The sequence below is a fragment of the Colwellia marinimaniae genome (assembly GCF_002207865.1).
GTDB lineage: Bacteria > Pseudomonadota > Gammaproteobacteria > Enterobacterales > Alteromonadaceae > Colwellia > Colwellia marinimaniae.
Genome location: NZ_BDQM01000003.1, coordinates 75,804 through 100,525 on the forward strand (window position 1 = coordinate 75,804; position 24,722 = coordinate 100,525).

The following is a 24,722-nucleotide window of genomic DNA, read 5'->3' on the forward strand; positions in this document are numbered from 1 at the left end:
TGCTGACACTATTGAGTGTAATAGTTCAGGCACAAGAACCTCTTGCCGTGGTGGTTAATAAGGCCAATCCTGTTGATGAATTATCCCGCTCCGAACTGATTGACTTATTTATGGGCAAGTATGTGGCCTTTCCTAATGATAGTAAGGCTATTCCAGTCGAGCTTAAGGGGGAGCATGCGATCAAAGTTAAGTTTTATAAAAATCTTGTCGGCATGCCTTTATCTCGGGTTAACGCTTATTGGTCTAGATTACGTTTTACTGGTAGAAAGCGCGCCGCAGTATTTCAGTCAAATGAAGATGACCTAATTGCTTTTATTATAGCGAACGAACAAGCGATTGGTTATGTACCGCAGTCACTTATCACCGATGATTTAAAGGTGGTTTATATTTTAAATGAATAAATCGGGCTTAGTTATTCGATTGGCAGTCGTTATTGTCTTTACAGCAGTTATTGTTGGGCTTATTACTACCCAACTTTTCTATCGTTATACCTTTCTTAACGAGCAACGACTGGGAGAACAAAGTATTAAGCAATTGTATAACACGGTTTCCCCGACGGCCTCTATTGCCAGTTATTTAGGTGATGAAGAACTAGCGAAAGAGGTTATTAATGGCTTGATTAGTAATGATCTTATCACTGCTGCCGCCATTAAAACCGATGTGCTTATGGTGAAAAGTGATAACTATCAAGAGTCGGCAGCTATGCTTGAATTTATCTTGTTTTCGCCTTTTCAACCAGAACGCAGTGTCGGCGTACTTTTTGTCAAAGCAAATGAAAAATACCTCGTTGAAAAAGCCAATAATATAAGTGCGACTAATACTATTGTGGTCGCGGTTGAAGCCTTAATTATCACCATTATTTCCATTTTTGTTACTTATTATGTTATTACGCGTCCTATCTTAAGCATTAGCAAAGCATTGCATGCCATCAGCCCAGGAACGCGAGAACGAATAAATAAACCTTTATCACATCAAAAGAGTGAAATAGGTCAATTAGCGGATGATGTAAATAGTTTATTAGCAAAAGCCGAGCAACAAATGCTCAGAGAAAAAAGCCTTAGAAGTGAAGTACAAGTATTAGAGTCAAGATTTAGAATGCTCTTTGAAAATGCAACTTCAGCGATAGTATTGGTTGAGCCGCAAGGTGATATTCTACTTTATAATCAAGTATTTGAGCAGCTTATTGAGAAACTTAAACTGCCATTAAAAAAGAATTATGGTAACTATTTGCAAGACCTTTTTATCATGAAAAAAGATTTACATGAACAGATTCGCATTGCTTTTACTAATGATGAGTCAGCCGTGGCAGAGCTGGAATTAATATCGTATCAAGAAGAAAAAATTTGGGTGCAAATAGTGGTGACTCAGCTAATAACCGATGACTTTCAAGAAAATTATCAAATTACCTTACATGATATTTCCAAGCGTAAACAACAAATATCATTACTTGCTCAAAAAGCCAATTATGACAGCTTAACCAAGTTACTTAATCGCCAAGCGGCAGAGCAGCATTTAAAACAACTAATCTTCACTAGAGTACCTTTCGCGCTGATAATGATGGACTTAAATGATTTTAAACCGATAAATGATATCTTTGGCCATGATGCGGGTGATGAAGTGCTGATTCATGTCGCCAGTCAGTTAATGAAAAGCTTAAGAAAAGACGATATTCTATCACGTTGGGGCGGCGATGAGTTTGTCATTATTTTACCTAATGCTATAAAAAAAGAGGTGACTAATGTCTGTGCAAAATTGGCTGCACAGTTGAGTAAACCTCATCATTTATCCCAGTATAATAAGAGTGTTAGTGTTACGGCAAGTATGGGGGTTAGTTTTTATCCAGACGATAAATTGGAGTTATTAGAGCTCATTAGAGCGGCAGATAAAGCCATGTATCAAGTAAAAAGAGAAAAATCGACCAATAAAGAGCTTTATTTAGCCTTTAGCAGTGATCTTGCTAAGCAAGCCAATGATAGTACGTCAGCATAATGGCCGTAATAGATGCGGTAGGGCGCTCTTCAATAACACTCTTTTCACAACAGGAAAAAGTTCATCGACTTAGACTAACGCTGAAAATTTTGTTGACTATTCTTACCCTGCTGCTGCTTAGTGAGCTGTTTTTTAATGGTCAATCAGTGTTAGCTTTTGCTATGTTTTCATCGATTAGCCTGTTAGTGGTGTTTTACTATTGGGCTTCTGTCGATACCTGCAGCGTTATATCAGGCATGGTGTTATGGTCTATCGCCGTATTTATTACTTACGCTTGTTGGCTGGGTGAAGGTATCTTTGATGCCGCGGTATTAGCCTTTCCTTGCCTCTTGATGTTAGCCATAGTGCTATCCGGTAAGCTAATTTTTATTTCCTTGTTTGTCTATCTGGTTAGTGCTTTATGTTTCTTCGCTTTGGCCCATAATCAGGGTTTTTTAGTGGCTAGCGGACTGTTTGATACGTTACCCATGTGGGGACGTGTCTTTAGTTATGTGGTCATGTTGACCTTCTTTTCGGTCGGGGTGTTTTATATATTTGCCGATATAAGAACAAGGTTCAAATACATTTTGCAAGCCAATGCTGCGCTTGAATTAGCCATTGCTCAATTAAGAAAAAGTAGTCGCTTTGATCAACTCACGCAATTACCCAATGAAAATGCTTGTAAAACTGATCTTGCACAAAAGCTAAAGCAACAAAAATCGTCAGGTCATCTCTTAGCTTTTATTACCTTGAATGTGGGTAATTTACACTTAATTAAGATGAACTATAGCCATAATGTCTGTGATGAAGCACTTAAACTATTGGCAAAAAGGTTGCTGTCTTTTGCCAATGACAAGACGGTTGTCTATCGGTTTCAACAAAATGAATTTGTTATTTTAAAACACTCCGTGGATTATCGTGGCATCAGTAAATTTGCCGAGCAAGTGCAGCAAGTTTGTTCCCAAAGTTATCATGTCACTGACTTTGAACTTGCGCTGCAACCTGATATTGGTATTGCTCTTGCTCCTTTTGATGGTAGTACTATGGCCGAGTTGCGGCATAACTCTCACTTAGCCATGCATGCTAAGGGTGAAGAGGGTAAAGCTGATTTTAGTTTCTTTGACCGAGTGATGGCGGTGCAAGAGCAAGAAAAGCTACAACTAACTAAAGCGTTAAAAAATGCCATTAGTAATCATGAGTTAGTTGTCCACTTTCAGCCAAAAATAGACTTAGTGACCGAGCAAATAACCGGTGCCGAGGCTTTAGTACGCTGGCTTAGTCCAGAGCACGGCTTAGTACCGGCAACGATCTTTATTCCTTTAGCGGAACAATCAGGAGTAATAACTGATATAACTCATTGGGTTATCGAACAATCAGTTGCCGCGTGCAAGCAATGGCATCAGTTAGGTTTTAATAAATTATCTATTGCGGTGAATTTATCCGCGGAAGATTTTAAACGCGGTAACCTATCAACACATATCCTGAGTGCTCTTACTCAGGTTAACCTAGCCGCACATTTTTTAGAGCTAGAACTGACTGAATCCATGTTGATGGATGATATCAATTATATTCAGAAACAAATTAATGAGTTGCGCTCTTTTGGTATTTCATTTGCCATTGATGACTTTGGTACTGGCTATTCTAATCTAGGTTATTTAGCAAAATTTAATGTCTGTACACTTAAGTTAGACCGCTCTTTTGTTAAGAATATCTGTCATGCAACTAATGAACTACAGATTGTTAAAGCGATAATAGGCATGAGTAAAAGTTTGAGCATTACCAATGTCGCTGAGGGCATTGAAGATAAAGCAACCGCAGATTTACTGGCAGAACTAGGCTGTGAGATGGGGCAGGGTTACTTCTGGTCTAAACCGGTAGTACAGCAAGAATTTATTGCTTTATTAGTAAAAAATAGCCAAGAAAATAAGTGATTTTAGTCTTTATCGTTGAATCGCTAGCTTGGCTTGTACCTTCTGCATATGTTCTCTAAAACCCTTATCGAATTTACTTTCCCCACAAGCAAAACTTGTTCTTGTCGCTTCAATTGGGCTACCGTACATTTGCTCTGTCACCATAGTGCAACTACCGTTATCATTTTTAGTAATACGGGTGTTATTAGAAACACTGGTATTTAGCTTATGTTTTTGATCGCGAGTCAAAGGAACCACAGTATGAGGCACGGGAAAGGGCTCACCATGCATGATGGAAGCGGAACGCTTTTGTGTTAATTCAGTAAAGGCCTGTTGCCGCTGTTGCTCGGCTACTTTTTGTCTAAGACGAGATAAGCGCTCAAAGCTCGAAAAACTGCCTTGACTCACAGCTAGTACTTTATTTTCAGTGGTTACAGTTGTACTTTTAACAGTATTGCTAACCTGTCTAGGTGGCGCTTTAGCTACAGCGATAACAGGTGTAGTTACTGCTTTATTAGCTAATATTTTAGCCACTGTTTGCCCCAAGGCTATCTTCTGGTTTTCAGTCTGCTGCGGCGCTGCTATCTCAGCGATAATTTTTTCTGCGGTAGTTTTTTGAGTGATTATTTCTTGAGGCGAAACTTTTTTTGATACGACTTTCTTAGGGGCAGAATATAAAAAACTTTTGATTATGGTGACTTTAGGCGGCTTTTTCTTGATAACCTTAGGACGATTTATTGAGCTGTTAATTAGGGCAATTAATAGTAATAAGTGCAGTAAAACAGAGATAAAAATGGCAGTGTAAGATCCCTTTAACACAGAGTATTTATTCTTTTAGTTTCCATAGGTAATGTTCTAGACCAAAAAAAACACCACAGGTTCAATACACAGGGTGTTTATTTTTCTAGCAAGCTCTTACTCAACGAGCACTATTAGGGTTAGCGGGCGATACTTTGTAATACTTCAATGTCGACCAAGTTAATGATGGTGGCTTTTATTTCAGCCATGCTACTACTGGCAATGAGTAAACCATCATCATTTATTTCAATATAGCCATGCTGACGCATGCTGGCGATTAATGTTGATTGCGCACGTTTGTCGGTAAATTCTGGGGCATTAATATTATTTAATACCGATAAACGCTTGGCAATAGCCACTACTTTGCTTTCTAAATCACGTTTACTTAAAGGCCCTAAACGACTGGTTAATGACGTGATAATCGCTAGGCGCTGTAAGCTTTCATCAACACACTCCGCCATGGCGTGAACTTGGCTTAGGAGCACCATATCGTCAGTCAGTGACCAAAAACCAGCTTTACTTAATGTTGTAATATCTTTTGCTTGTAATGCCGCTAATATTTGATGCGTTTGTGTAGCGACCTGTTCGCTATCTTGGTATAAAAATAAATCTTCTTTGAGTAAGGCCATTAATGCTTGTACTTTGGCAATTAATTCGTCTTGATTAATTTTGTTCTGTCTATCGAGCAAACGACAAATAAGTGCTGGTAGCACAAACGTATGCAAAATATTATTGCGGTAATAGCGCATTTCAAGCTTGGCGGTATCAGAAAGTGATACCAAGCTACCAAAGCTATCTTCAGTGATAGTCACCTTGTTCAGTGAAATAACATGTGTCAGTAACTGGGCACCTGTTTCTTCTGGAATGGTCAGTTGCTCACTAAAAGGCGCTTGGCGTTGTAAATTCAAGAAAAAATCGAGTTGTGTTTGTAATTCCATTTTAGCTAACGCTTTGTTTTTGCTGGCATGTAAAATCAACGCAGTTAAAGCTACCCCGTTCAATGCGGCACTTTTATTGATGTTTTCCATCACTTTATTAGCAAGTATATTGACCGTAGGCGTTAACCAAGTTGGTTTTTGTGGCGCAATAGGGTCTATGGCATCTTTCCAGTTGGGAACTTGTTTATTTAAAAACTCGTTGATATTCATCGGCTCACCAAAGTTCACATAACCATTGCCGTAGTTACGTAAGCTCTTAATTGCTTTTAGCACGCCAAACATCGATTCGCCTTTTTTCTCACCACCACTTAATTCTTTATGGTAAGTGCCTACTTCCATAACGTGCTCATAGCCTATGTAAACAGGCACTAAAGTTAGCGGTCTATCAATGCCACGCAGTAAACTTTGAATAGTCATCGCTAGCATGCCGGTTTTCGGCGCTAACAATCTACCTGTGCGGCTTCTGCCACCCTCAGTGTAGTATTTAACGCTATAGCCACGTTCAAATAAAAGTCCTAAATACTCGCGGAAAATAGTCGAATATAAACGGTTGCCGCCAAAGCTACGTCGAATAAAAAAGGCGCCGCCTTTTCTAAATACGGTACCTGCAGGCCAAAAATTTAAGTTAATGCCCGCGGCAATACGTGGCATGACTAAGCCTTCTTGCAATATGACATAAGAAAGTAATAAGTAATCCATATGGCTACGATGGCAGGGTACATAAATTATTTCATGGCCATCTTGTGCCAATTTACGTAATACCTTGGCATTAGTGACGTTAATGGCGCTGTATAATCTCGCCCATAACCAATGCAAAATAATCTCACCAAAACGTACCCAAGAAACACTGTAGTCACCAGCAATTTCATTCATCATGGCTAGCGCTTGTTTTTTAACGTCTGCTGCCGGTATTTTTTTACTTTTCGCTTCGTCACTGATCATGCGCTTTATTGACGGATTGGCAAACAAGGCGGTAAACATTTGCTTACGATGCATTAATCTTGGGCCTTTAGCGGCAATGGTTTGACGATGAAAATGAAAGCGAGCAACGCGTAAAAACTTATGTGCGGCAACTTCATCGCTACCGTGATTGTCAGTGATATCTCTAAAAGAAAAAGCTTCGCTAAAACGTACTAAGGTATCGCGACCTAAAAAGAGTACGATAAAAAATTTACGTAACCAATTTGGTGACTCTTGATCGGCAATCAGCGTGCCGATATTAAGGTTTGTACGCTCTTTGGTTGGTGTCCGGCCCCATATTAAATTGACTGGAATTAATTTTGCATCGAGACTTTCATCAAGTGCATGTAGCTTTAAAAGCTCTAAACCTTGGCTGCTTGCCGCTGTTTCACTGGCTTTACACCATGAAAAAATGGGTGTTGGTTTGGCTAAACATAAGGTGCGATTAAAAATTTTTCCGTTAATGCTAACTTGGCCAAGAGGATCGGGAAGATTTTGCTTTTTACAAGCACTTTGCAGGGTCAATAAGTCGGAAGCGGATTGATGACGAACAATATAAAAAATAGGATTATTTAGCGGTTCGGTCGCACTTTGACTGTCGTTGATGATTTTACAGCGAACCAGTAATTTAAGAGGGAAATTCAAGAAAAAATAGAAAAAAGAACGTAAGGCTAACATGTTGTCTTGCTCGGATTAGTCATTAACTGCTATAAAAAAAGATTTTAACATCATTAATTAACATTGTCTTGGTTTGTGGCTAATGGTTATTCAGGTGGGTAGTCTCATTTTGTTTATGCTAATGTCATCCGTGCCTTGCTAAGTGTTCTCTTCTTTATGCACAATGCTATAAAGTGGTAGCACACTAGCTCATCGCGTTTAATCAGATAAAAAGACCTTTAATTTCAGGAGAACACCTTGAAAAAAATAGCTGTGTTTGTCGATGTACAAAACATTTATTACACCACCAGAGATGTATTTTCTAAGCAATTTAACTACCGCTTATTGTGGCAAGAGTTGATGGCGCAAGGTGAGATTACTATCGCCAATGCTTATGCCATTCAACGCAGTGATGATCAACAGCATAAATTTCAAAAAGCGCTGAAACATATTGGTTTTGAGGTCAAACTAAAGCCTTATATCCAACGTCGTGATGGTTCTGCCAAAGGTGATTGGGATGTGGGCATAACCATAGATATCATGGAAGCTGCTGCTGACGTTGATACCGTGATATTACTTTCCGGCGATGGTGATTTTGATGTGCTGCTGCGTAAAGTTCGTGAAAAATATGGGGTTACTACAGAAGTTTATAGTGTTGCCAGCTTAACGGCAAAATCCTTAGTGGATGCTGCTGATGTGCACCATAAAATTGAACAGAGTTTATTGCTCTAAGCTCAGTTATATATCCGTTTGAGCTAGCGGTTAGTTAGCTTCATTTTATGTTTTTTCACTAAATAGGCGCTTAACAACAGCGCAATAATAAATAGACCTGCGCTAGCCATTAACTCATTTTGTGCACCTAAGCGTATACCGCTACCAGCAAGAGCAAAGATGATCATTTGTGGGATAAAACCAACAAATGAGCCACTAACATAAGCGGGCATTGATACCTTACTCACCCCAGCAATAATATTGGTGATAAAATTACTCCCTAGCGGTAATATACGAATAATGATGGCTTTTAAGAAGGTTTGTTCACCAAGAAAAGCCGATAATTTTGCTAGCTTACTTGGGTACTTACGAGTAATTCTATCGCTTAGTAGGTAGCGGGCAACAGTAAAGGTAATGAAGCAGCCAAGCGTTGCCGCCAATGTCGCGATAATCATGCCGATGAAAGCACCCAAGTTAATACCCGCGACTAAAGCGGCAATTTGTCTAGGTAAACCTATACTGGTTGCTAGGGATAAAAAAACCAACAACACCAAGGTATTATAAGATGTTGAGCTGGCTTTTTCTTGCCAGTTAAGCTTATCAACTAAGGCTATGGTCCACTGACTTAAATTAAAGCCAACTTCTGCTGCGCTAAGTGTTGTCGCGCCAGCTGCTGGTGTCTGTATTAGCCACTGATATAAACCAGTCACGATAATAATGATCATGATAAGGCTAGCCAGTATTCTAGTGGTATGTACGTGAGAGGAAAAAAGAACAATCTTAGCAAGCATGGTTATACCAAATAGATTAATTAATTGCCCACTTAGCGATAATTATAAAGCTTATAGGTAAGGCATGGATTGTGGAACATAGTGATTTAGGACATTTTGTTCGAAAAATTACTCAGGATAATAGCTCAGGATAATACCGTCTGCATTATCTCATAAGGTAGCTCCGGTACCGTCTACATTTTTAGTAAGCTAGATGCGTGCAGCTTACTAGCGAAATATTACTCAGTTTTATTTAAACAGTCCAACAATTTGGCTTTCGCTTGGGAAAATTCATCAGCACTTAAAAAGCCTTGTTGTTGTAGTTTAACTAATTTTTCTAAGGCATTCACCAACTCTGTTTCTACTTTTGCCGCTGTTATCGCGGTCGAATCATGATAGTTAGATAAAATGATCGCATCGCTATTTCCCTGAGCTATTGGTATTTCAGCCGTGGGGACTTGTTCATTAACAGCTAAAGTTGGCTGAGGGTGGGTGGCCGGCCTAATAATAGCAGCTTGGGTATGCAGAGGGGTATCATCATGGCTCTTATGCTCTGCTAGAGCTATATCTGCGGCAGAGATACTAGCTTTTAAACCACGCTTGCTGGTATGTTGGCTATTGATCTTGGCGGCAATTAACCAGCACCAATTAATGACATCATCGACCACGGCAAAGTAACTGTTTTTGGTTATTCTATCGTTACCTTTGCGTAGGTATAAACAAATGATGTACTTATTTTTTTTACTGGTATTGATTGATAAGCTAATACGCCTAACTTTACCATCAACCATTTTATCAATTTTCTCGTTATGAAATATCTCACGTAATGCCTGTTCTTGTTGATCATTAAAACCATGAGCCAATGTGGTGTTAATTGTCGCAATGACTAAATCACCCAGTAACAGTTGACACTGCTTAATTTGATCCAGGGCTACCACAGTCTCAGTCTTGTGTTGATGGCGTTTAAATAAGTTTAAAGCTAACTTATCATCAGTCAATGCTAAGTGAGAAAACTCTCGACGTACCAATGATTTAACTGAATTTTTTTGGCTGTTTATTTGGTAAAAAATATAACCAGCAAGTAAAGTGAATAGGCTAATAAAAAAGAAAGTAATACCAGCTAAGCCGCTTTGTTTTGTTGCTTGATTACCTTGTATATGACCTTGGCCTGGCATTATATCCTGTTGAAATAGCTGATAGATAGCGCCAGAGTCCTCATTGAAAAAAAGCAGTTCACCACGATTATCACGAAAAATAGATAATTGCTTAGTGATTAACTTCTGCTGCGATAATGGCCACTCTAGTTGCGGTGTTGATAAGGATTTTTGTTGTTGTACGCCCAATTTAACCACTGGATTACCATTAGTTAATGAGCTCAGTTGCCATTGCCGCTTTTTTTTAGTCAGTAATAATAACTTGTTGCGCAAGCTTGGTGCATTTTGACCTCGGTATACTAGCAAGCTATTGGCCGTTAAAGGTTGGTCGTTTTGGTATATAAACTGTTTAGGTGAGTATGCCCGCCAATCTTCCCCGCCATAGCTATAAGATAACCAATGTTTTATTGTGTTTTTATAGCGGTATAAATGTGATATCAGTAATTTATTAGAGTATTTATCCGGCCAAATAAATTGCTTTATTTGCCCAGCACCCAGTAAATAAATGGCGGCTGAAATTTCGTTATGAGCGAAATAAGGGTTGTTATCAGGCACACTATAACTAGCCGTAGTAATTTCTTGTGGATTAATACGTAAAATGGCACCGGAATACAGTGGGTATTGGCTTAATTTTTGGTTTTGTGCAAGGGCAATATAGAGCTGAGCAAAGTCATCATGCCATGATTTACTGTAGGGATTAAAGCTCAATTGTTTAATGCCAGTTGTTACGCTGGCAATGGCTATTCTCAATACTTCTCTTTGACTTGAAATATCGACTTGCCTCGCTGGGTTTAATTGCCATTCAGTTACTACGGCATCAAAGCTGAGTGCTATGGTGACCGCCGATTCTTGTAAGCGCTTGGCTCTGCTGATGGTAGGTGATTTTTCTACATGAGCGGTATAAAAAATGCCATAACCGCTATGCTCATTCAAGGCAAAGTTGGGGTGTAAAGCAAAAGCGCTGAGTTGCAGTATCGGCTCTTTAGTCGAGACTTGCTGAAAATCTAGTAATAAAGAGCTGTTAATAGCGTTATCTTGCGCTAACTGATAAATTTGACCCTGTCTATTCGCAAGATAATAATTTTGGCTGTTACCCGGTTGCTCAAGCAGTTGCAGCCACTGGCTGTTTTTTCCTTTAAGTAGAGGCGCTTGCGCTATTTTTTGTAGTAAATATTGATTTTTTTCACTGGTGCTATTATTGGCATGGCTGCTGCGGGTGAAGAGCACTAGCCATAGGAAAAAAAATAAAAAGAGAGAGTGTTTTACGGTAAGCATTTAGTTGAGTCATCCATAGTCCAGTGTCTTGCTAACGATTTTATTTTTGCTTTTCTTTTAGGTGCCCTTAAATAAATGCACGTTTTTTACTTCAATAAACTGATCTTTGTTAAAACCGCTGGTGTAACTTAGTTTTCCCTCTAACATCAGTTCATCGCCAATATTACCATGTTCGGCTAAATACAGTGCTTGTTTGCCCCAAGCATGAATGGCTCGTTCAACAGTAATTGTCTGCCATGTTTGTTTTTCGGTATTATAAATATGTTGATTAATGACAATATTGGCTTGGGTTATCTCTTTGTTTTGTTCGGTTAACATTAGTTTTGGTTGAGACGTTAGCTGGGCACTACAATGAATTTGGTTAATTGCTTGAGTATAGCCTTTACTGAATTTTTGCACGAAGTTAGCGTGGACAATACCCAGGTGATTAGTACTTTTATCCGTTGCTTTGGCCTTAATATTACTTAAATAGCCATGCAGTAAAATAATGTCGCCTTTATTGGCCTGTAATAAAGCCTGCTCGACCAATTCACCTTCTACCTTGACATGATGGTAACTAGTCCATTCTTTATATTTGTTAGTATTTTTATCTAACCATTTACTCGATGTCGCTAAGACAATCTCAGTCACAGCGGTGGCAGGATTAGCGCGATAGCGAATATCTGGCGTAGCGACTAAATTGCCCAACAATGTCACGGCACAAAGCTGTGGGCTTGGTGTTTTTAGGTGTTTATTAACAGCATCGGATAATGACAAAATTTTTCCTGTGAGTGTAATTGTTTACAAAGTATTAAGTTTTCTATTATCTCTTTGCATGATAAATGGAGCAAGTGTTTATATTTTAATATGAATACGAGAGAGTTGTTAATGATTTGTAAGGTGAATTGCTTTGAAAGTTAATTTAAAAGCCTCTTTAGTAGCAATTAACTACTCATTTGAGTGGTTAGTGAAAGACAAAGACGGCCATGGCTTTTATAATGAAGATAATATTTTAGAAGCAAATCAAAAAATCTTGTCTTTCTTAGGCAAGCATATAGGAAGCTAATGAGCGCAACTATTGCCAGCGAATACCTTAATACCATCGCCCTCGGTTATGTCGATAATGTTGATAGTGAATACGCTAAACGACTGGCGAAAAAATGGCATTTCAATTATCTGGGGGATGTAGCCGCTGCCAATAAACAGCCACAGCTGGAATTTATCTTGCAAGTGCATCATCACGCTTTAGAGTTATGTAAATTAGACGAACCTAAACTGGGCGCTATCAAAGTAGACTTCGTTGCCGGCGCGGTCGCCCATCGACGTAAGTTTGGTGGCGGTCGCGGTCAAGATATTGCCAAAGCGGTGGGCTTAAAACATGGTTTTACTCCCCATGTTTTAGACGCTACCGCTGGCCTTGGTCGTGATGCCTTTGTTTTGGCTGGCTTAGGTTGTCAATTAACCTTAATGGAACGTATGCCCGTCGTGGCCGCACTTTTAGAGGATGGTATTGAGCGTGCAAAACTAAATCATGAAGTTGCCGATATAGCTAATAACATGCAGTTAATTCACGGTTCATCAATAGAGCAAATGGACTTGGCCAGCGCGCCTGATGTGGTCTATCTAGATCCTATGTTTCCACACCGGGAGAAATCTGCTGCAGTTAAAAAAGAAATGCGTATTTTTCAATGCCTCGTTGGTGAAGATCTTGATGCCGATGGCCTACTTGAACCTGCACTCGCGTTAGCTAAATACCGCGTGGTGGTAAAACGACCCAGTTATGCACCACCACTGGCAGGTAAAAAACCGTCGATGAGCATTAAAATGAAAAAAAATCGTTTCGATGTTTATGTTAATCAAGCCATTCCAAAATTGACTACTTAAGTCTAGCTCGGCTTACTCAATTACATAAATCTGTCATATTTATGTAACCTTACTGTCATATTAATACGTGATTATTGCCTTTAATTTATCTTAAAGGCAATGTTATCATGCGCGTTTCTAGCTTCTCCCGCTTGTCTGTTGCGGCAATCAGTATTTTTGCAGTGATTTTTTTGGCAACCATGTATCACGTCGGTGAATCTTTAAGGAAAAGCCAAGCGCAATACCAGGGCTATCAAGCACTTATTTCTTTAACCAGTATTGAGTTTAATCGCACCATTACTGAGTATTTACAAAGTGGTGATGCGGCTTTGCTGAATAAGGCGCAAAAGCAACTCGCTAATATTGTTAAACAAACACATCGTTTGAATATCGATAAATTGTCTAAGCAAATAGACGGGCAAGCAGAGGCACTTGCTAACAATATCGACACTAAATTTCGCGCTATGGGTAAGCTCAGTGGCGATCCTTTAGTGTTATTGCGTAATAGCGAACAAGCAATGCTGGCCATCAATAACCATCTCGCTAACTATGTGCAAAAAACCCGGGTATTATCGCTATCGGCACAGTTTAACTACCTCATTAAAACCCAAACCATAGGGAAATTATTGGCCGATTTAGTCAGTGCCCGAGAGGCTGTTTTTACTAAGCAACAAGGGAGTATTGAATCGATAACGGCCCTCTTAGAGGAGTTAAAAGATTTAGGTCGTTTCTTAGCAATACAACCGGCTTTAGCGATTTATGCAGCAAGTGATGATGACTTATTTGATGAGGATGACGTACTTGGCGAACCCGAAGAGCTTCAAGATGTAAGTATTGAAGCCATTAATGAATTGCAGTCTTTATTTAATCGCTATCAACGAGAGCTAAAAAACACCCTAGCCCAGCAGCAGCAACGACAAATGGGCTTAGCATTATTGGCCGAGCAAGTAGGCAACATTGAACAAGCTATCATGGCAGGTGAAGCGGATATCTCCCAACAGCAAGAGCAAATGAATGAGCAGCTTTATTTTATTGTCATTGGACTATTAATATTTTTGGTGGTTTTTCTGTTAGCAAACTATGCCTTGCAGCGTAGTGTTATCCTTAAACCACTACGACATTTACGTGATAGTTTTGTGCAATTAATGGCACAAGGCAAGGTAGATAACATCACTAATATTGATAAAAGCACTGAGTTTGGTGAGATTTCAACCAGCTTTAATCATATGGTTAATAAGCTAGCGCAAGACGATAAAGACAAAGCAGAGCAACTTGATTTAGTGGCCAAAGCATTAACCACCATGGAAAGTCAGGTAAAAAGAATTTACCAGTCATCACACACCACCAGTGAACATGTGCAAGGGGCGAGAAAAATAATGCAAGCCTTAGGTGAGGCCACCGAAACAGTGAATACCCTCTCAGGACAAGTGGTTAATAATGCCCAGGCTACCAAAAAAGCCATGGCAGTAAGTCAGCATCATGTTGCGCAAGTACTGGCAGCAAGTGAGTCGACCAATTTAGCAGCAAAGGAAAGTAAAAGTGCTATTACCTCTCTATTTCACTCGGTTGAATCGGTTACTTCTATTGTTGATGTCATTAGCGCCATTGCGGATCAAACCAATTTATTGGCACTGAATGCCGCCATTGAAGCGGCAAGGGCCGGTGAGCATGGCCGAGGATTTTCTGTGGTCGCCGACGAAGTTCGTAAACTCGCGGCTAAAACACAAGAATCACTTAAGCAAATTTCAGCACGCTTAAATCAATTGCACAGCGCCAGCAATTCAATAGAAGGCATTATTAATGACATTGAAAAAGCGTCACATAAGCAACGTATTATCGCCGATGAATTGCAAGAAACAGCACTAGCCGTTACTGGGCAAGCGCAAGTTTCAGCAACGGTTGCCCAAGACACCCTTGAGCAAATTACCCGTCAACGCCAGCACTTTATCGCCTTTGAGCAAGCCATGGCCAATGTTGATAAAGAAGTGAGTGACTCTCAACAATTATCCAGTGTTATCTCGATTGATGTCACTAAGCAAGTAAACGCTATTGGCCTGACCCTGAATAGAGCCTCTTAGTGAGATATTATGTTAAGTTTCTAAAGCTAGGTATAATTAACGTTCATCCGGATAAGTTACTCGAAAACTTATTTCCATTACTAATGCCAATCGGACCCATAAATTAGTCCGATTGGTCTGATAACAAATAAAGGTGTTTTTATGATTAAGCAAAATAGTTTAATGCCAGTAGGCGAATTACAACAATTAAAAAATGGCGAAATGATCACGCATAAAACTGCTGAACTGTTTGCTAATAAAAAAGTGGTGTTATTTGCCGTACCCGGTGCTTTCACGCCAACTTGTTCCGCCGCACACTTACCTGGTTATGTGGTTTCGGCGGATGAATTTAAAGCCAAAGGTGTAGATGCCATTATCTGTTTATCTGTTAACGATGCTTTTGTGATGAATGCCTGGGGCGAGTCGCAAAATGCCGAAAATATCATGATGTTAGCCGATGGTGATGGTAGCTATAGCAAAGCTTTAGGTTTAAGCATGGACACAGCTAGTTTTGGTGGCTTGCGCTCACAGCGTTATGCCATGATTATTGATAATGGTGTAGTGAGCCATTTAAATGTTGAACAAGCCAAGGCGTTTGAAGTCAGTAAAGCCGAAGTCATTCTTGCTCAGCTGTAGCATTCATAGCCGTTATAGTATTGGTTATTAAGGCGGTATTTAATAATAGCCGCTTAATAAAGCGGATACTAAAAGCAATAAACAAGAGAACACAAACAAGAATGATTAACCTTATTAACTCATTGGTTAATAAGGTTTTTTATGTAGTTTATGCTATTTTTACTTGAATGTTCTCGGATAAAAAGGCAGAATTCACCCAATTAAAATATTCAAGGCAAAATTATGTTAAAAGCTGACATGGTAGACAAGTTAAACAAACAACTTAATTTAGAGTTTTACTCTTCAAATTTGTATTTACAAATGAGTGCCTGGTGTGAAGAAAAAGGCTTTTCTGGCGCGGCAGAATTTTTACGTAAACATGCTAATGAAGAAATTCAGCACATGAACCGTTTATTTACTTACGTAAGTGAAACGGGCGCCTTACCTATTATTGGTGCTATTGATGCGCCGCCGCATGAATTTGAAAGCTTAGGGCAATTATTTCAACTAACTTACGACCATGAATGTTTAATCACTGAGCGCATTAACTCACTTGCTCATGAAGCATTCACTAATCAAGATTACTCTACCTTCAACTTCTTACAGTGGTATGTGGCTGAGCAACATGAAGAAGAGACTTTATTCAAAGGTATTTTAGATAAAATCAACCTAGTAGGTAACGATGGTCATGCGTTATTCTTCGTTGATAAAGATTTAGCCGAACTTGCCAAAACTGGCAGCACCAGCATAATGACAGGTGCCACAGTATAAGCGCCTAGCTATAGCGCTTAACCATACGGTTTAACTAACTGTTCCTCAAAAGTTTGCACTTCCTTAAAGGGAAGCTTTGAGGGAGCAGTTAATATAATCATTGCGTCTTTTAGTTAAGTATTTTAGTTAAATATTTAAGTTAATGAATGGACGTTAAGGTTTTAAAAATATATATCCCCGCCCCTTCACTGTTTTAATCACCGTACGCTTCGATATCACCAGTAACTTCTTTCTTAAATTGGCCATGTGACTATTAATACTTTTATCACAACGGGCAAGCTTACGTTGAAAAATCCGCTCAGCAATAACCTCTCTAATCACTAGCGAACCGGCATTGTTCATAAGTAACGCCAGCAAATTAAATTCTAGTCCAGTAGTACTAATAGACTGTTCTAAAAATATTACCGAGCGATTTAAAAAACTTAACTCAACTTGCGCAATTAATAATTTGTCTACGGGTAGCTGTTGCTCTTTAGTTAACATGAGACTTACCTTATTCTTGTTCGGCAGTTTGGTTAAACAGGGTGGTTTTATAGCCTGTTGGCGAAGTCTCACTGCTTTCAAGCACTAAAAACTGTTCATTTGATTGCTCATTAATGATTAATTCAAATGAATTTAAGATAATCGAGCTGCCATTATTATTGGCGATAACAAAAACTTGATAGCTGTTATTTCTTAATAATATTGAGCCAGTGTTTTTATAGCTAAGTTCCCGGTGATAAATAGCAGAGCTTATGCTTTCATCTTGTCTAACAAAGAAAACGGCTACTTGAGCAAAATCATCCGATTGAATTAAGTTTACTATTTCAATCTCATGCTGATAGATACTGCTCAGTACACTATTTTCAACCATCAAAGAGAAAACATTAACGTCAATTTCATCAATGATGCCATCACCATTTTCATCAATATTACCGTCGTTATCATTATCAACATATTCTTGCTCCGCATAGAAAAAGAGTGTTTTATTAGTATTTCCCACTAAAGATAATAAATGATTGCTCATTAACGGCGTATTATCCTCGGTGCTGGTGAGATCTACGCTGTAGTCACCACTTGCTAAGACCAAGGCATTACTAATTTCGCCATAGGGTAGGGCAGCGATAACCGGGCTATCACCAACGCCATTAATATGTAAAGCAAAGACTTCCTGGTAGCTGGTTAATTGCTCATGATTGGCAACGGCATTATAAGCCCTAAATTGTGCTTCAGCTTCGGCGTCGACATACTCAATGACCGCAGAATCTGACATTTTATCTAACACATAAGGTGAAGAACCTGCTCCCATGTTATCTTTTACTATCATAATGTTCTGCGAGCTATAGGCAAAAGGGATGCTGCTTGATCTAAATAACACCTCATCGCTACCAGCAGTGGTGATATAAAAAATATAGTCATCTTGAGCAAGTTTTTCATTGTCAGATAATTGCTGATAACTGTATTGGCCCACTAAAATCGCCTCATTAAAACTTTCATTTTCTTTAGAGAGATAAAAATCAACGGCTTGCTGGTTTGAATGCATATTTAGCACCCTAAGATTAAAAAGATCGTTAGTGGTATCATCGTCATCATCTATGACCGGAATGCTGTGTATCATGACCTGTGGCGATAAAATACTACCGCTGAGCACTATCATCTGGATAGTATCGTCAACCAAGGCGAGGGTATCTTCATAAATGACCGACAGATCATCGGTCGCTGAACTGTCATCATCTTGCCAGGCAAGCTGGTAGTAATAGTAGTTTTTGCTGGTTAAGCTGATATTACTATGGGCTTTACCATAAGCAATGGCGGTATAGGTTTGCTCATAGTGGTCATCATCATTGTTATCCTCAGTAAGATCTTCATCTATGGTTAAATAAATACTGGGTGAGTCTTTAGATAAATTATAGAGTTTCACATAACCTGTCCCGCTGCTGTCCTCACTAAATTCACAACCGAGTAAGGTCAATAATATGCTGGCAGCAAGCCAGCTCTTTAAGGTTTGTAGGGTTTTAAGTGTTTTCATGTGTTTTCCATAAGGTAAAGTTACAACAATTTGTCGTCAAATGTGATGCAGCAATAGATAGCGAGTTGAGGAAAGAGTTCCTACCTTTACACAATCTTTGCATTTCTTTACTTAGCGTGACATTTTCTTGCACAATCGCGTAATTTACTGCACTTTTATCGGGTGATTCGACGAATGTGCAGCAAATGTGCAAGGAGCGTCTTCCGTAAAAAGACTTATAAAAGCAACCACAGTAAAACGCTAAGGTAAGTTTTTGTATACGACCTATTTGCATACAGATTATAATAGCGGCGAAATTTTCAGGTTTTCTTCTTAAGGTGTAACAGTGATCACAACAGACGTATTAATAATTGGTGCCGGCGCGGCAGGCTTAATGTGTGCCGCACAAGCAGGCTATCGTGGTAAAAGCGTTGTTGTGGTTGATATGGGGAAAAAGCCGGCGCGAAAAATATTAATCAGCGGCGGCGGCCGTGCCAATTTCACCAATGAAGGTGCAAGTCCTGAAAATTACCTGTGTCAAAATCCACATTTTGTTAAATCAGCACTTAGTCGCTATAGCGCGCAAGACTTTATTGATTTAGTTGATAGACATGGCTTGCAATACCACCATAAAACCCTAGGTCAGCTATTTTGTGATGATAGCGCGCAAGATCTGGTGGATATATTGATGACCGAATGTGAGTGGGCCGGAGTAGCAGTAAACTTGCGCACTGAGGTATTGTCGGTTACTAAAAACAGCCAGGGCTATTTAGTTACTACGAGCGATAAAATTTACCACTGTAAATCGTTAGTAGTGGCGTCCGGTGGCTTAACCATGCCTAAACTGGGCGCAACACCCATTGGCTATAAAATTGCCGAACAATTTGATTTAAATGTCTTAGAAACCTTAGCTGCGTTAGTACCTTTTACCTTGCATGAGCACGATAAACAACGCTTCGATGGTTTATCAGGCATCAGCTTATTAACCGAAATAACTAGCGAAGACGGTACTAGTTTTCAAGAAAATATTTTGTTCACCCATCGCGGTTTATCAGGGCCAGCGATATTACAAATATCGTCTTTTTGGCGCGCAGGGCAGGCGGTTACTATTAACTTATTGCCAGAATATAACCTTAGCGATACCCTAACTCAGTGGCAAAGTGAGCAAGGGCAAAAATCGGTAAAAAATCTATTGGCGACTTTGTTACCTAAGCGCTTTGTTGAAGTGCTGGTCAAAGAAGGCGTAATCGCCGACAAACCAATTAAACAATTAAACCATCAAGATATTGCCGCACTAAGTGATTACTTACACGCCTGGCAGATCAAGCCCAATGGCACCGAAGGTTATAGAACTGCCGAAGTAACCTTGGGCGGGGTAAACACCGATGAACTATCTTCAAAAACCTTTGAAAGTAAAAAGCAGCAAGGGTTGTTTTTTATCGGTGAAGTCATTGATGTTACCGGCTGGTTAGGAGGCTATAATTTTCAATTTTGCTGGGCTAGTGGTTTTGCTTGTGGGCAAGCGGTTTAGTGTATTGAAGGAATTATACCGAAGACATTTTGCTAAGAACGAAGACAATGTTATCAACGACATTTGATACCCCATTGAAATTATTGCATTTATTTAGTCTTCGTTTTTTAGTTAAAGTAAATAGTCTAGATATATAAAGTGTAAACTCTAAATTTATAGCCATTTAACAGAAGGCTTTAATAACTGGTTAATTGTGACTATGCAGAATGTTTTAGATTATAAATCAGCAAATGAGATTGACTCTTATGGTCACTGTTACCACAAGGCGAGATACCACTATACAATCACTAATACCGCAGACCAACCGGTAGCATCAGCTTTCCTATCGAACGGTCTTTTGTACTTGTCGGCCAAAGTAAATTTAATGTTCAGATAGGATGTTATTTTACAGAAATTTTATTGATATCAGTCAGAACATTGTTTGCACTAAATTGTATGGAGAAAAAGTGGTATAATCCGTTCAATTGTCAACATAGATAGAGAGAAGTAGTAATGCGGATCAAATTAACCCAAGACCTAATATGTGGTCAGGACACTTTTTTAACTGGTGAAGAGTACGAGGCAGTCTTGATATTACCTAGATCAACAACGGTAGAGTTTGTTGCAAATTCGGGTAAAAAAGTCAGAGCATTTAGTTATGAATATGTGGAAGTATTACCTGCAACAGACATCTAGAGTTTAACTTCTGTATCGATTTTTATTTATTGCTACATAAAAATCAGCTTGGTTAATGTTGCTAACAGTGAGCTCTGAGCCCCACAACGAATTAGAGCTAATTGTCATTTTTACCACAAAGCCGAGAAAATTTAGACAAAATTTGATCGCAATAAATAGTCAGCTTAGCAACAATACTTGTGCTGATTGATAAAAAAATTATGGGGTTATAATGCTAAGGGGCGGGTTATATGATGCTTTGCTCCTCTATATTTTGTTATCCAGTCGAAATAGAGTAATCAATAACTCTGTGCCCATGGGTTGCTCAATTATCTAATGAGATAATTGAGCTTCTTAATCTGCGGCATAGAGTTTCTTAAAATTTTCTAGATTCCAGCCAATCATTACTTCATTACCAATTTTAAGGGCTGGTACAGAGCGAGCACCTATAGCGTCAAGCTCTTTTCTACCGCGCTGCATTTTCGCATTTGTTAATCGGTATTTAATGCCATTATCATCCAAGTATTTTTGAGCTTTACGGCAATGGGGGCATTTATCTGAAATATATAAAACAACACGTTTCATCACTAACCTTTACAGAACTGTTAAATACTAACTATTTTACTAAACTCTCAAAAAAAAAACAAAGATGAATTAACTGAACTGTCGATTATATACAAAGAAAATTAAGCTACTCAGTAAACCAATGGGGTCAAAGCATTTTAAGTAATCGTTTTGGCTTTAATTTAATCGTTTCAGCTTAGAGCTGCCAACGGCAGCAATGAGCTTGAAGCGGAGGTTAGAAATAACGGTAGTGTAACTTCCGCTTTGCGCACAGCAATGTCATTAACTTAAGGTTTATTTATGCATTTACAATGGCTTAGCTAGTTGTTAACCTAGCTATGAATTAAAAACATAGAGAAATCACTAATGAGCTGTTCAGTATTTAATTCAAATAGTACAAAAATTAACTAATAAAATTCATTCAACTGAGTTTTTAGAAAATCACCGCAAAAAACTTACCCATTTCACCCGAAATAGAACCCTTACTTTTCCTCGTTTGATTAGTTTTATGTTAAATGCTCTCAATGGCTCTATTCAGGCTGAACTCGTTCGGTTTTTCAATGTTATCGATGATAGCTACTTGTCGACAAAGTCAGTTAGTACCGCTGCTTTTTGTAAAGCCAGAATGAAACTCCCCCATCAGGCCTTTATTGAGCTAAACGATGATCTAATTCAAGCTTTCTATGAAGCTGCAACCATTGATAAATGGCAAGGCCATAGACTGTTGGCTGTTGATGGGTCAGTCACACAATTACCCCAATCTAAAGAGCTCTTTGAACATTATGGTAGAGCGCGTTCAAATGCAGGCATGCCAGCCGTCCGACTTTCTCAACTATACGATGTTAAAAACAATATGACGGTTGATTTACAAGTCGAGAGCCATGCTGTTGGCGAACGGGATATGGCATTGAAACACTTGAATAAAACACAAGCAGGCGACCTAGTAGTTTATGACCGAGGCTATCCCGCTGTTTGGTTTTATAAATATCATATGCTAAAAAATATCGACTTTTGTATGCGAATAGTCAAAAGCTCTAATGTGGTTAAAGCTTTTATAGAAAGTGGAAAATATAGCGATGTCGTTGATTTTCCTTGTATTGAGAAGTCTCTCCGTCGTTGTAGAAAAGATAAGATATCAACCGAATCACTACGTTTGAGATTAGTGCGAGTTGACCTGCCATCAGGTGAGCCAGAGGTTTTGGTTTCATCATTAACAGACTTGAAAGCTTATCCGACTTCTCTTTTCGCTGATTTATATCACCAACGTTGGGGAGTTGAAGAAGACTACAAAATATTAAAAAGTCGCCTCACTATTGAGAATTATTCTAGTATTTCCGTTGAAGGTATTTTACAAGACTTACACGCTAGGTTATTGACCAAAAACCTTGCTGCTTCTGCTATCCATGATGCAAAGCGAAAAATAAAGAAACCTAAAAACACTAGGCTCTACGAATATAAAATCAATTTTACCTTTGCGATAAATCAGCTCAAAGATAATATTGTTCGCTTCACAATGAAGCTAGCTGAACTTGAGCTATATGAATTACTGATAAGTAAAATATCAAAGAATTTAAGTGTTATTCGGCCCAATCGTAAGTTTGTTCGACAAGACCGTAGAAACAAGAAAAATAAGTACTCTATGAATTATAAACGTATGTGTTAAATCCTTAAGTTAATGACATTGGTGCGCACAGAGCTGTCTTTGGTGCAAGAATGATATTTAGCTCCGTTAAAATGAATAACCAATGAGAAAATGCAACAGACATAACCAAATAAGGTTGGTTTTTTAAAGTTAATTAGGTGTATTCTAGCGGCATATCAAATACTTAAAATATAATATTAATACCTTTAAGGTTATTTTATGATTTTTTTAAAAAAACTATTGCTCGGTATTAACACCTTTATCAAAAGTAACCTACTTGTATTAGTTATAGCTTCAGTAATAACCTATGTCGCTATTTATGATTACATGCATGGTGCATTCAATAATGCTAACTTTCTTGAAGGTATATGGGTGGAATTTCATGGATTTATTATTGAGGCAGTACTTATATTAATAGGTTTAGCTGTATGGAATAAACGACAAGAAAAAAAAAGAATTACCCCTATAATGCATTTAATACTTAAAAGGGTTGATGATATAGAACTTTGGCTCCGTGTGGGATTTAAACGGGCTGTTGATAAAGATCATACTAAGGAAGAAAACATAAACACAATAAGGTTTGCATTAGGAGAAATTGAAAGAGATTTTGAAAGATTTGTTTTCCTAATGGATATCAATGCAGCTAATTTAACATCACATATCACTCCTGATTTGCTAGAAATCATGGAGCTTATAGAGGATTTGAAACAAAAAGTTAACTTTGTATCTATCCACCTAACAAAGCAAGATAAAAGGTGTGATTACATTCTGTTTTCCCCACTTGATGACCTACAAAAATTAACAGATATTTTTAATTCCTTAGTCTTATCATTTAATTATAAATTTAAAGAGCCTCGCCCAGCTCCTAGCAACGATGAAATAGATAATTCTTGGGAAGATTACGCGAATGATAACGCTTTATTCACCCCCTTGAATTACATTTACAAAAGAAATCATAAAATTCACGTTTTTGATAGAGGGACATTAATCAATGGTAAAATAGAATGCCCCAAAGGCGTTACAGTGCATTGTTTTAAACATTAAACAGAATAATCAATTGATGCAACCAAATAGCCCGAATGGTGACTGCTTTTACCACAAAGCCGTGCTAATTATTAGAGCAATAGGCTTCTCTTTTATGTCCACTACCTTCAAGAATAGCTGACATTAGCAGTATTTTTCTAAGGCTCTATCGCCGCCATGGCGAGTTAGAAACTATAAATTTAAGGCCAGAATGACTTAGCCACTACACTTGTTGTCAATTTGCTCCAGTAGTTTCTCGAGTACGCAGCGGCGCTGCACCAGCCCGACCACTTTGCCTTCCTCAACCACTGGCAGTACCCGACGATTGTTGTGCAGGAATTTCTCCGCGACATCGACTAGGTTGGTATTGGTACCGATTGATTCGACTTCGGTTGTCATCCGATCGCGAACTAGCTCGCCGATGGTCGAGAAGTAGCCTCCCATCAGCGCGCCGCGCATACAGTCAGCTTCGGACAGAAAACCGATTAGATTGTTATCGGCATCAACCACAGGTGCACCAGACATACTGGCGGTTAGCAGCTGGCGCAGGGCGACGATCACCCCGCTATCGGGGCGAAATGATAACGGTGAACGGTCCATGATGGTTTCAGCGGTGATGGTTTGCATGTTAGGCTCCTGAAGCGGTGGGTCGCTCGTTTGGGTATTGTTGATTGTTATTTGTGGTCGAATGATAGGAAGCAACAGCCGTGCCATCTATAGCATACAAAAATTAACTGTTTTATTACAAATAGTTAGCTTTTTATACGACCAACAAATAACCACTGTCTGGTAATATATAGCGGTTATCGGGTTGAAGGAGGTCTTCTTTGCACCGAAATGGTGCTGTCCGCCGAGGCGTGCATGCGGGGGTAAGACTAAGCAGAAGTCATAAGAG

Annotated in this window: 22 protein-coding genes; 13 read left to right on the forward strand and 9 right to left on the reverse strand. The window is 38.9% G+C overall.

Annotation, left to right across the window (positions count from 1 at the left end; all coding sequences use genetic code 11):
• The first annotated feature begins 11 nt into the window (after positions 1-11).
• From MTCD1_RS02935 to MTCD1_RS02945, 3 genes are read left to right on the forward strand one after another with little or no spacing between them, the layout of a single operon-like run.
• Positions 12-401 carry a type 2 periplasmic-binding domain-containing protein gene (locus MTCD1_RS02935; protein ID WP_231732931.1) on the forward strand — a complete coding sequence of 130 codons (390 nt, stop codon included), beginning with the start codon at positions 12-14 and terminating at the stop codon, positions 399-401.
• Entirely contained in the window at positions 394-1,989 is a 1,596-nt protein-coding gene (locus tag MTCD1_RS02940) for a sensor domain-containing diguanylate cyclase (RefSeq protein ID WP_057179230.1), read from the forward strand. Before MTCD1_RS02935 ends, MTCD1_RS02940 begins: the two co-directional genes overlap by 8 nt.
• The gene (locus tag MTCD1_RS02945) at positions 1,989-3,899 is read left to right on the forward strand and encodes a putative bifunctional diguanylate cyclase/phosphodiesterase (protein ID WP_057179231.1); all 1,911 of its coding nucleotides are present in this window, start codon (positions 1,989-1,991) and stop codon (positions 3,897-3,899) included. The genes MTCD1_RS02940 and MTCD1_RS02945 overlap by 1 nt, the downstream gene beginning before the upstream one ends.
• Before the next feature lie 9 nt (positions 3,900-3,908).
• Here MTCD1_RS02945 and MTCD1_RS02950 read toward each other — a convergent pair whose 3' ends face one another.
• Both MTCD1_RS02950 and plsB read right to left on the reverse strand, forming a co-directional pair.
• On the reverse strand, positions 3,909-4,697 hold the full coding sequence (locus MTCD1_RS02950; RefSeq protein ID WP_057179232.1) for a hypothetical protein: 789 nt from the start codon (positions 4,695-4,697) through the stop codon (positions 3,909-3,911).
• Positions 4,698-4,816: 119 nt separating this feature from the next.
• On the reverse strand, positions 4,817-7,252 hold the full coding sequence (gene plsB / locus MTCD1_RS02955) for a glycerol-3-phosphate 1-O-acyltransferase PlsB (RefSeq protein WP_057179233.1): 2,436 nt from the start codon (positions 7,250-7,252) through the stop codon (positions 4,817-4,819).
• A 237-nt stretch (positions 7,253-7,489) separates the two neighbouring features.
• Between plsB and MTCD1_RS02960 the strand changes: the two genes are divergently transcribed.
• A complete protein-coding gene (locus tag MTCD1_RS02960; protein ID WP_057179234.1) occupies positions 7,490-7,963 on the forward strand; it encodes an NYN domain-containing protein in 474 nt (157 codons plus the stop codon).
• A 23-nt stretch (positions 7,964-7,986) separates the two neighbouring features.
• Here MTCD1_RS02960 and MTCD1_RS02965 read toward each other — a convergent pair whose 3' ends face one another.
• The 3 genes from MTCD1_RS02965 to MTCD1_RS02975 all read right to left on the reverse strand — a co-directional run bounded on the left by MTCD1_RS02965 (position 7,987) and on the right by MTCD1_RS02975 (position 11,897).
• Positions 7,987-8,667 (reverse strand): TVP38/TMEM64 family protein, encoded by a 681-nt coding sequence (locus MTCD1_RS02965; RefSeq protein WP_235013359.1) that lies wholly within the window; start codon positions 8,665-8,667, stop codon positions 7,987-7,989.
• A 284-nt stretch (positions 8,668-8,951) separates the two neighbouring features.
• Positions 8,952-11,141, reverse strand: coding sequence for an SHOCT domain-containing protein (locus MTCD1_RS02970; RefSeq protein ID WP_057179236.1), 2,190 nt, complete (start codon positions 11,139-11,141; stop codon positions 8,952-8,954).
• 57 nt (positions 11,142-11,198) lie between these two features.
• Positions 11,199-11,897, reverse strand: a complete 699-nt coding sequence (locus tag MTCD1_RS02975) for a single-stranded DNA-binding protein (RefSeq protein WP_057179237.1) — start codon at positions 11,895-11,897, stop codon at positions 11,199-11,201.
• A 133-nt stretch (positions 11,898-12,030) separates the two neighbouring features.
• On the opposite strand from MTCD1_RS02975, the gene MTCD1_RS21140 reads away from it, so the two are divergent.
• The 5 genes from MTCD1_RS21140 (at position 12,031) to ftnA (ending at position 16,426) form a co-directional block, all read left to right on the forward strand.
• Entirely contained in the window at positions 12,031-12,186 is a 156-nt protein-coding gene (locus tag MTCD1_RS21140; RefSeq protein WP_157447778.1) for a hypothetical protein, read from the forward strand.
• Positions 12,186-13,004: a class I SAM-dependent methyltransferase gene (locus MTCD1_RS02980; protein ID WP_057179238.1), complete on the forward strand. Its 819-nt coding sequence runs from the start codon at positions 12,186-12,188 to the stop codon at positions 13,002-13,004. Before MTCD1_RS21140 ends, MTCD1_RS02980 begins: the two co-directional genes overlap by 1 nt.
• 107 nt (positions 13,005-13,111) lie before the next feature.
• A complete protein-coding gene (locus MTCD1_RS02985) occupies positions 13,112-15,061 on the forward strand; it encodes a methyl-accepting chemotaxis protein (protein ID WP_057179239.1) in 1,950 nt (649 codons plus the stop codon).
• Positions 15,062-15,202: 141 nt separating this feature from the next.
• On the forward strand, positions 15,203-15,676 hold the full coding sequence (locus tag MTCD1_RS02990) for a peroxiredoxin (protein WP_057179240.1): 474 nt from the start codon (positions 15,203-15,205) through the stop codon (positions 15,674-15,676).
• A 222-nt stretch (positions 15,677-15,898) separates the two neighbouring features.
• Positions 15,899-16,426, forward strand: a complete 528-nt coding sequence (gene ftnA, locus MTCD1_RS02995) for a non-heme ferritin (protein ID WP_057179241.1) — start codon at positions 15,899-15,901, stop codon at positions 16,424-16,426.
• Positions 16,427-16,579: 153 nt separating this feature from the next.
• Here the strand turns inward: ftnA and MTCD1_RS03000 are convergent, their stop codons facing one another.
• Entirely contained in the window at positions 16,580-16,909 is a 330-nt protein-coding gene (locus MTCD1_RS03000) for a winged helix-turn-helix domain-containing protein (protein WP_057179242.1), read from the reverse strand.
• Positions 16,910-16,919: 10 nt separating this feature from the next.
• Positions 16,920-18,434: a DUF4397 domain-containing protein gene (locus MTCD1_RS03005; protein WP_057179243.1), complete on the reverse strand. Its 1,515-nt coding sequence runs from the start codon at positions 18,432-18,434 to the stop codon at positions 16,920-16,922.
• 325 nt (positions 18,435-18,759) lie between these two features.
• On the opposite strand from MTCD1_RS03005, the gene MTCD1_RS03010 reads away from it, so the two are divergent.
• Together MTCD1_RS03010 and MTCD1_RS03015 are read left to right on the forward strand one after the other, a co-directional pair.
• Positions 18,760-19,944, forward strand: a complete 1,185-nt coding sequence (locus MTCD1_RS03010; RefSeq protein WP_057179244.1) for a BaiN/RdsA family NAD(P)/FAD-dependent oxidoreductase — start codon at positions 18,760-18,762, stop codon at positions 19,942-19,944.
• 492 nt (positions 19,945-20,436) lie between these two features.
• Complete coding sequence (locus tag MTCD1_RS03015) at positions 20,437-20,619, forward strand: hypothetical protein (RefSeq protein ID WP_057179245.1); 183 nt, start codon at positions 20,437-20,439, stop codon at positions 20,617-20,619.
• 333 nt (positions 20,620-20,952) lie between these two features.
• On the opposite strand, the gene MTCD1_RS03020 is transcribed toward MTCD1_RS03015, so the two are convergent.
• Entirely contained in the window at positions 20,953-21,183 is a 231-nt protein-coding gene (locus MTCD1_RS03020; RefSeq protein ID WP_057179246.1) for a glutaredoxin family protein, read from the reverse strand.
• A gap of 394 nt (positions 21,184-21,577) precedes the next feature.
• Here MTCD1_RS03020 and MTCD1_RS03025 point away from each other — a divergent pair, with 394 nt between their 5' ends.
• Together MTCD1_RS03025 and MTCD1_RS03030 are read left to right on the forward strand one after the other, a co-directional pair.
• Complete coding sequence (locus MTCD1_RS03025; RefSeq protein ID WP_231732938.1) at positions 21,578-22,825, forward strand: IS4 family transposase; 1,248 nt, start codon at positions 21,578-21,580, stop codon at positions 22,823-22,825.
• 198 nt (positions 22,826-23,023) lie between these two features.
• Entirely contained in the window at positions 23,024-23,848 is an 825-nt protein-coding gene (locus MTCD1_RS03030) for a hypothetical protein (protein ID WP_057179247.1), read from the forward strand.
• A gap of 195 nt (positions 23,849-24,043) precedes the next feature.
• On the opposite strand, the gene MTCD1_RS03035 is transcribed toward MTCD1_RS03030, so the two are convergent.
• Positions 24,044-24,454, reverse strand: coding sequence for a CBS domain-containing protein (locus MTCD1_RS03035; protein WP_057179248.1), 411 nt, complete (start codon positions 24,452-24,454; stop codon positions 24,044-24,046).
• Between the last annotated feature and the right edge of the window lie 268 nt (positions 24,455-24,722).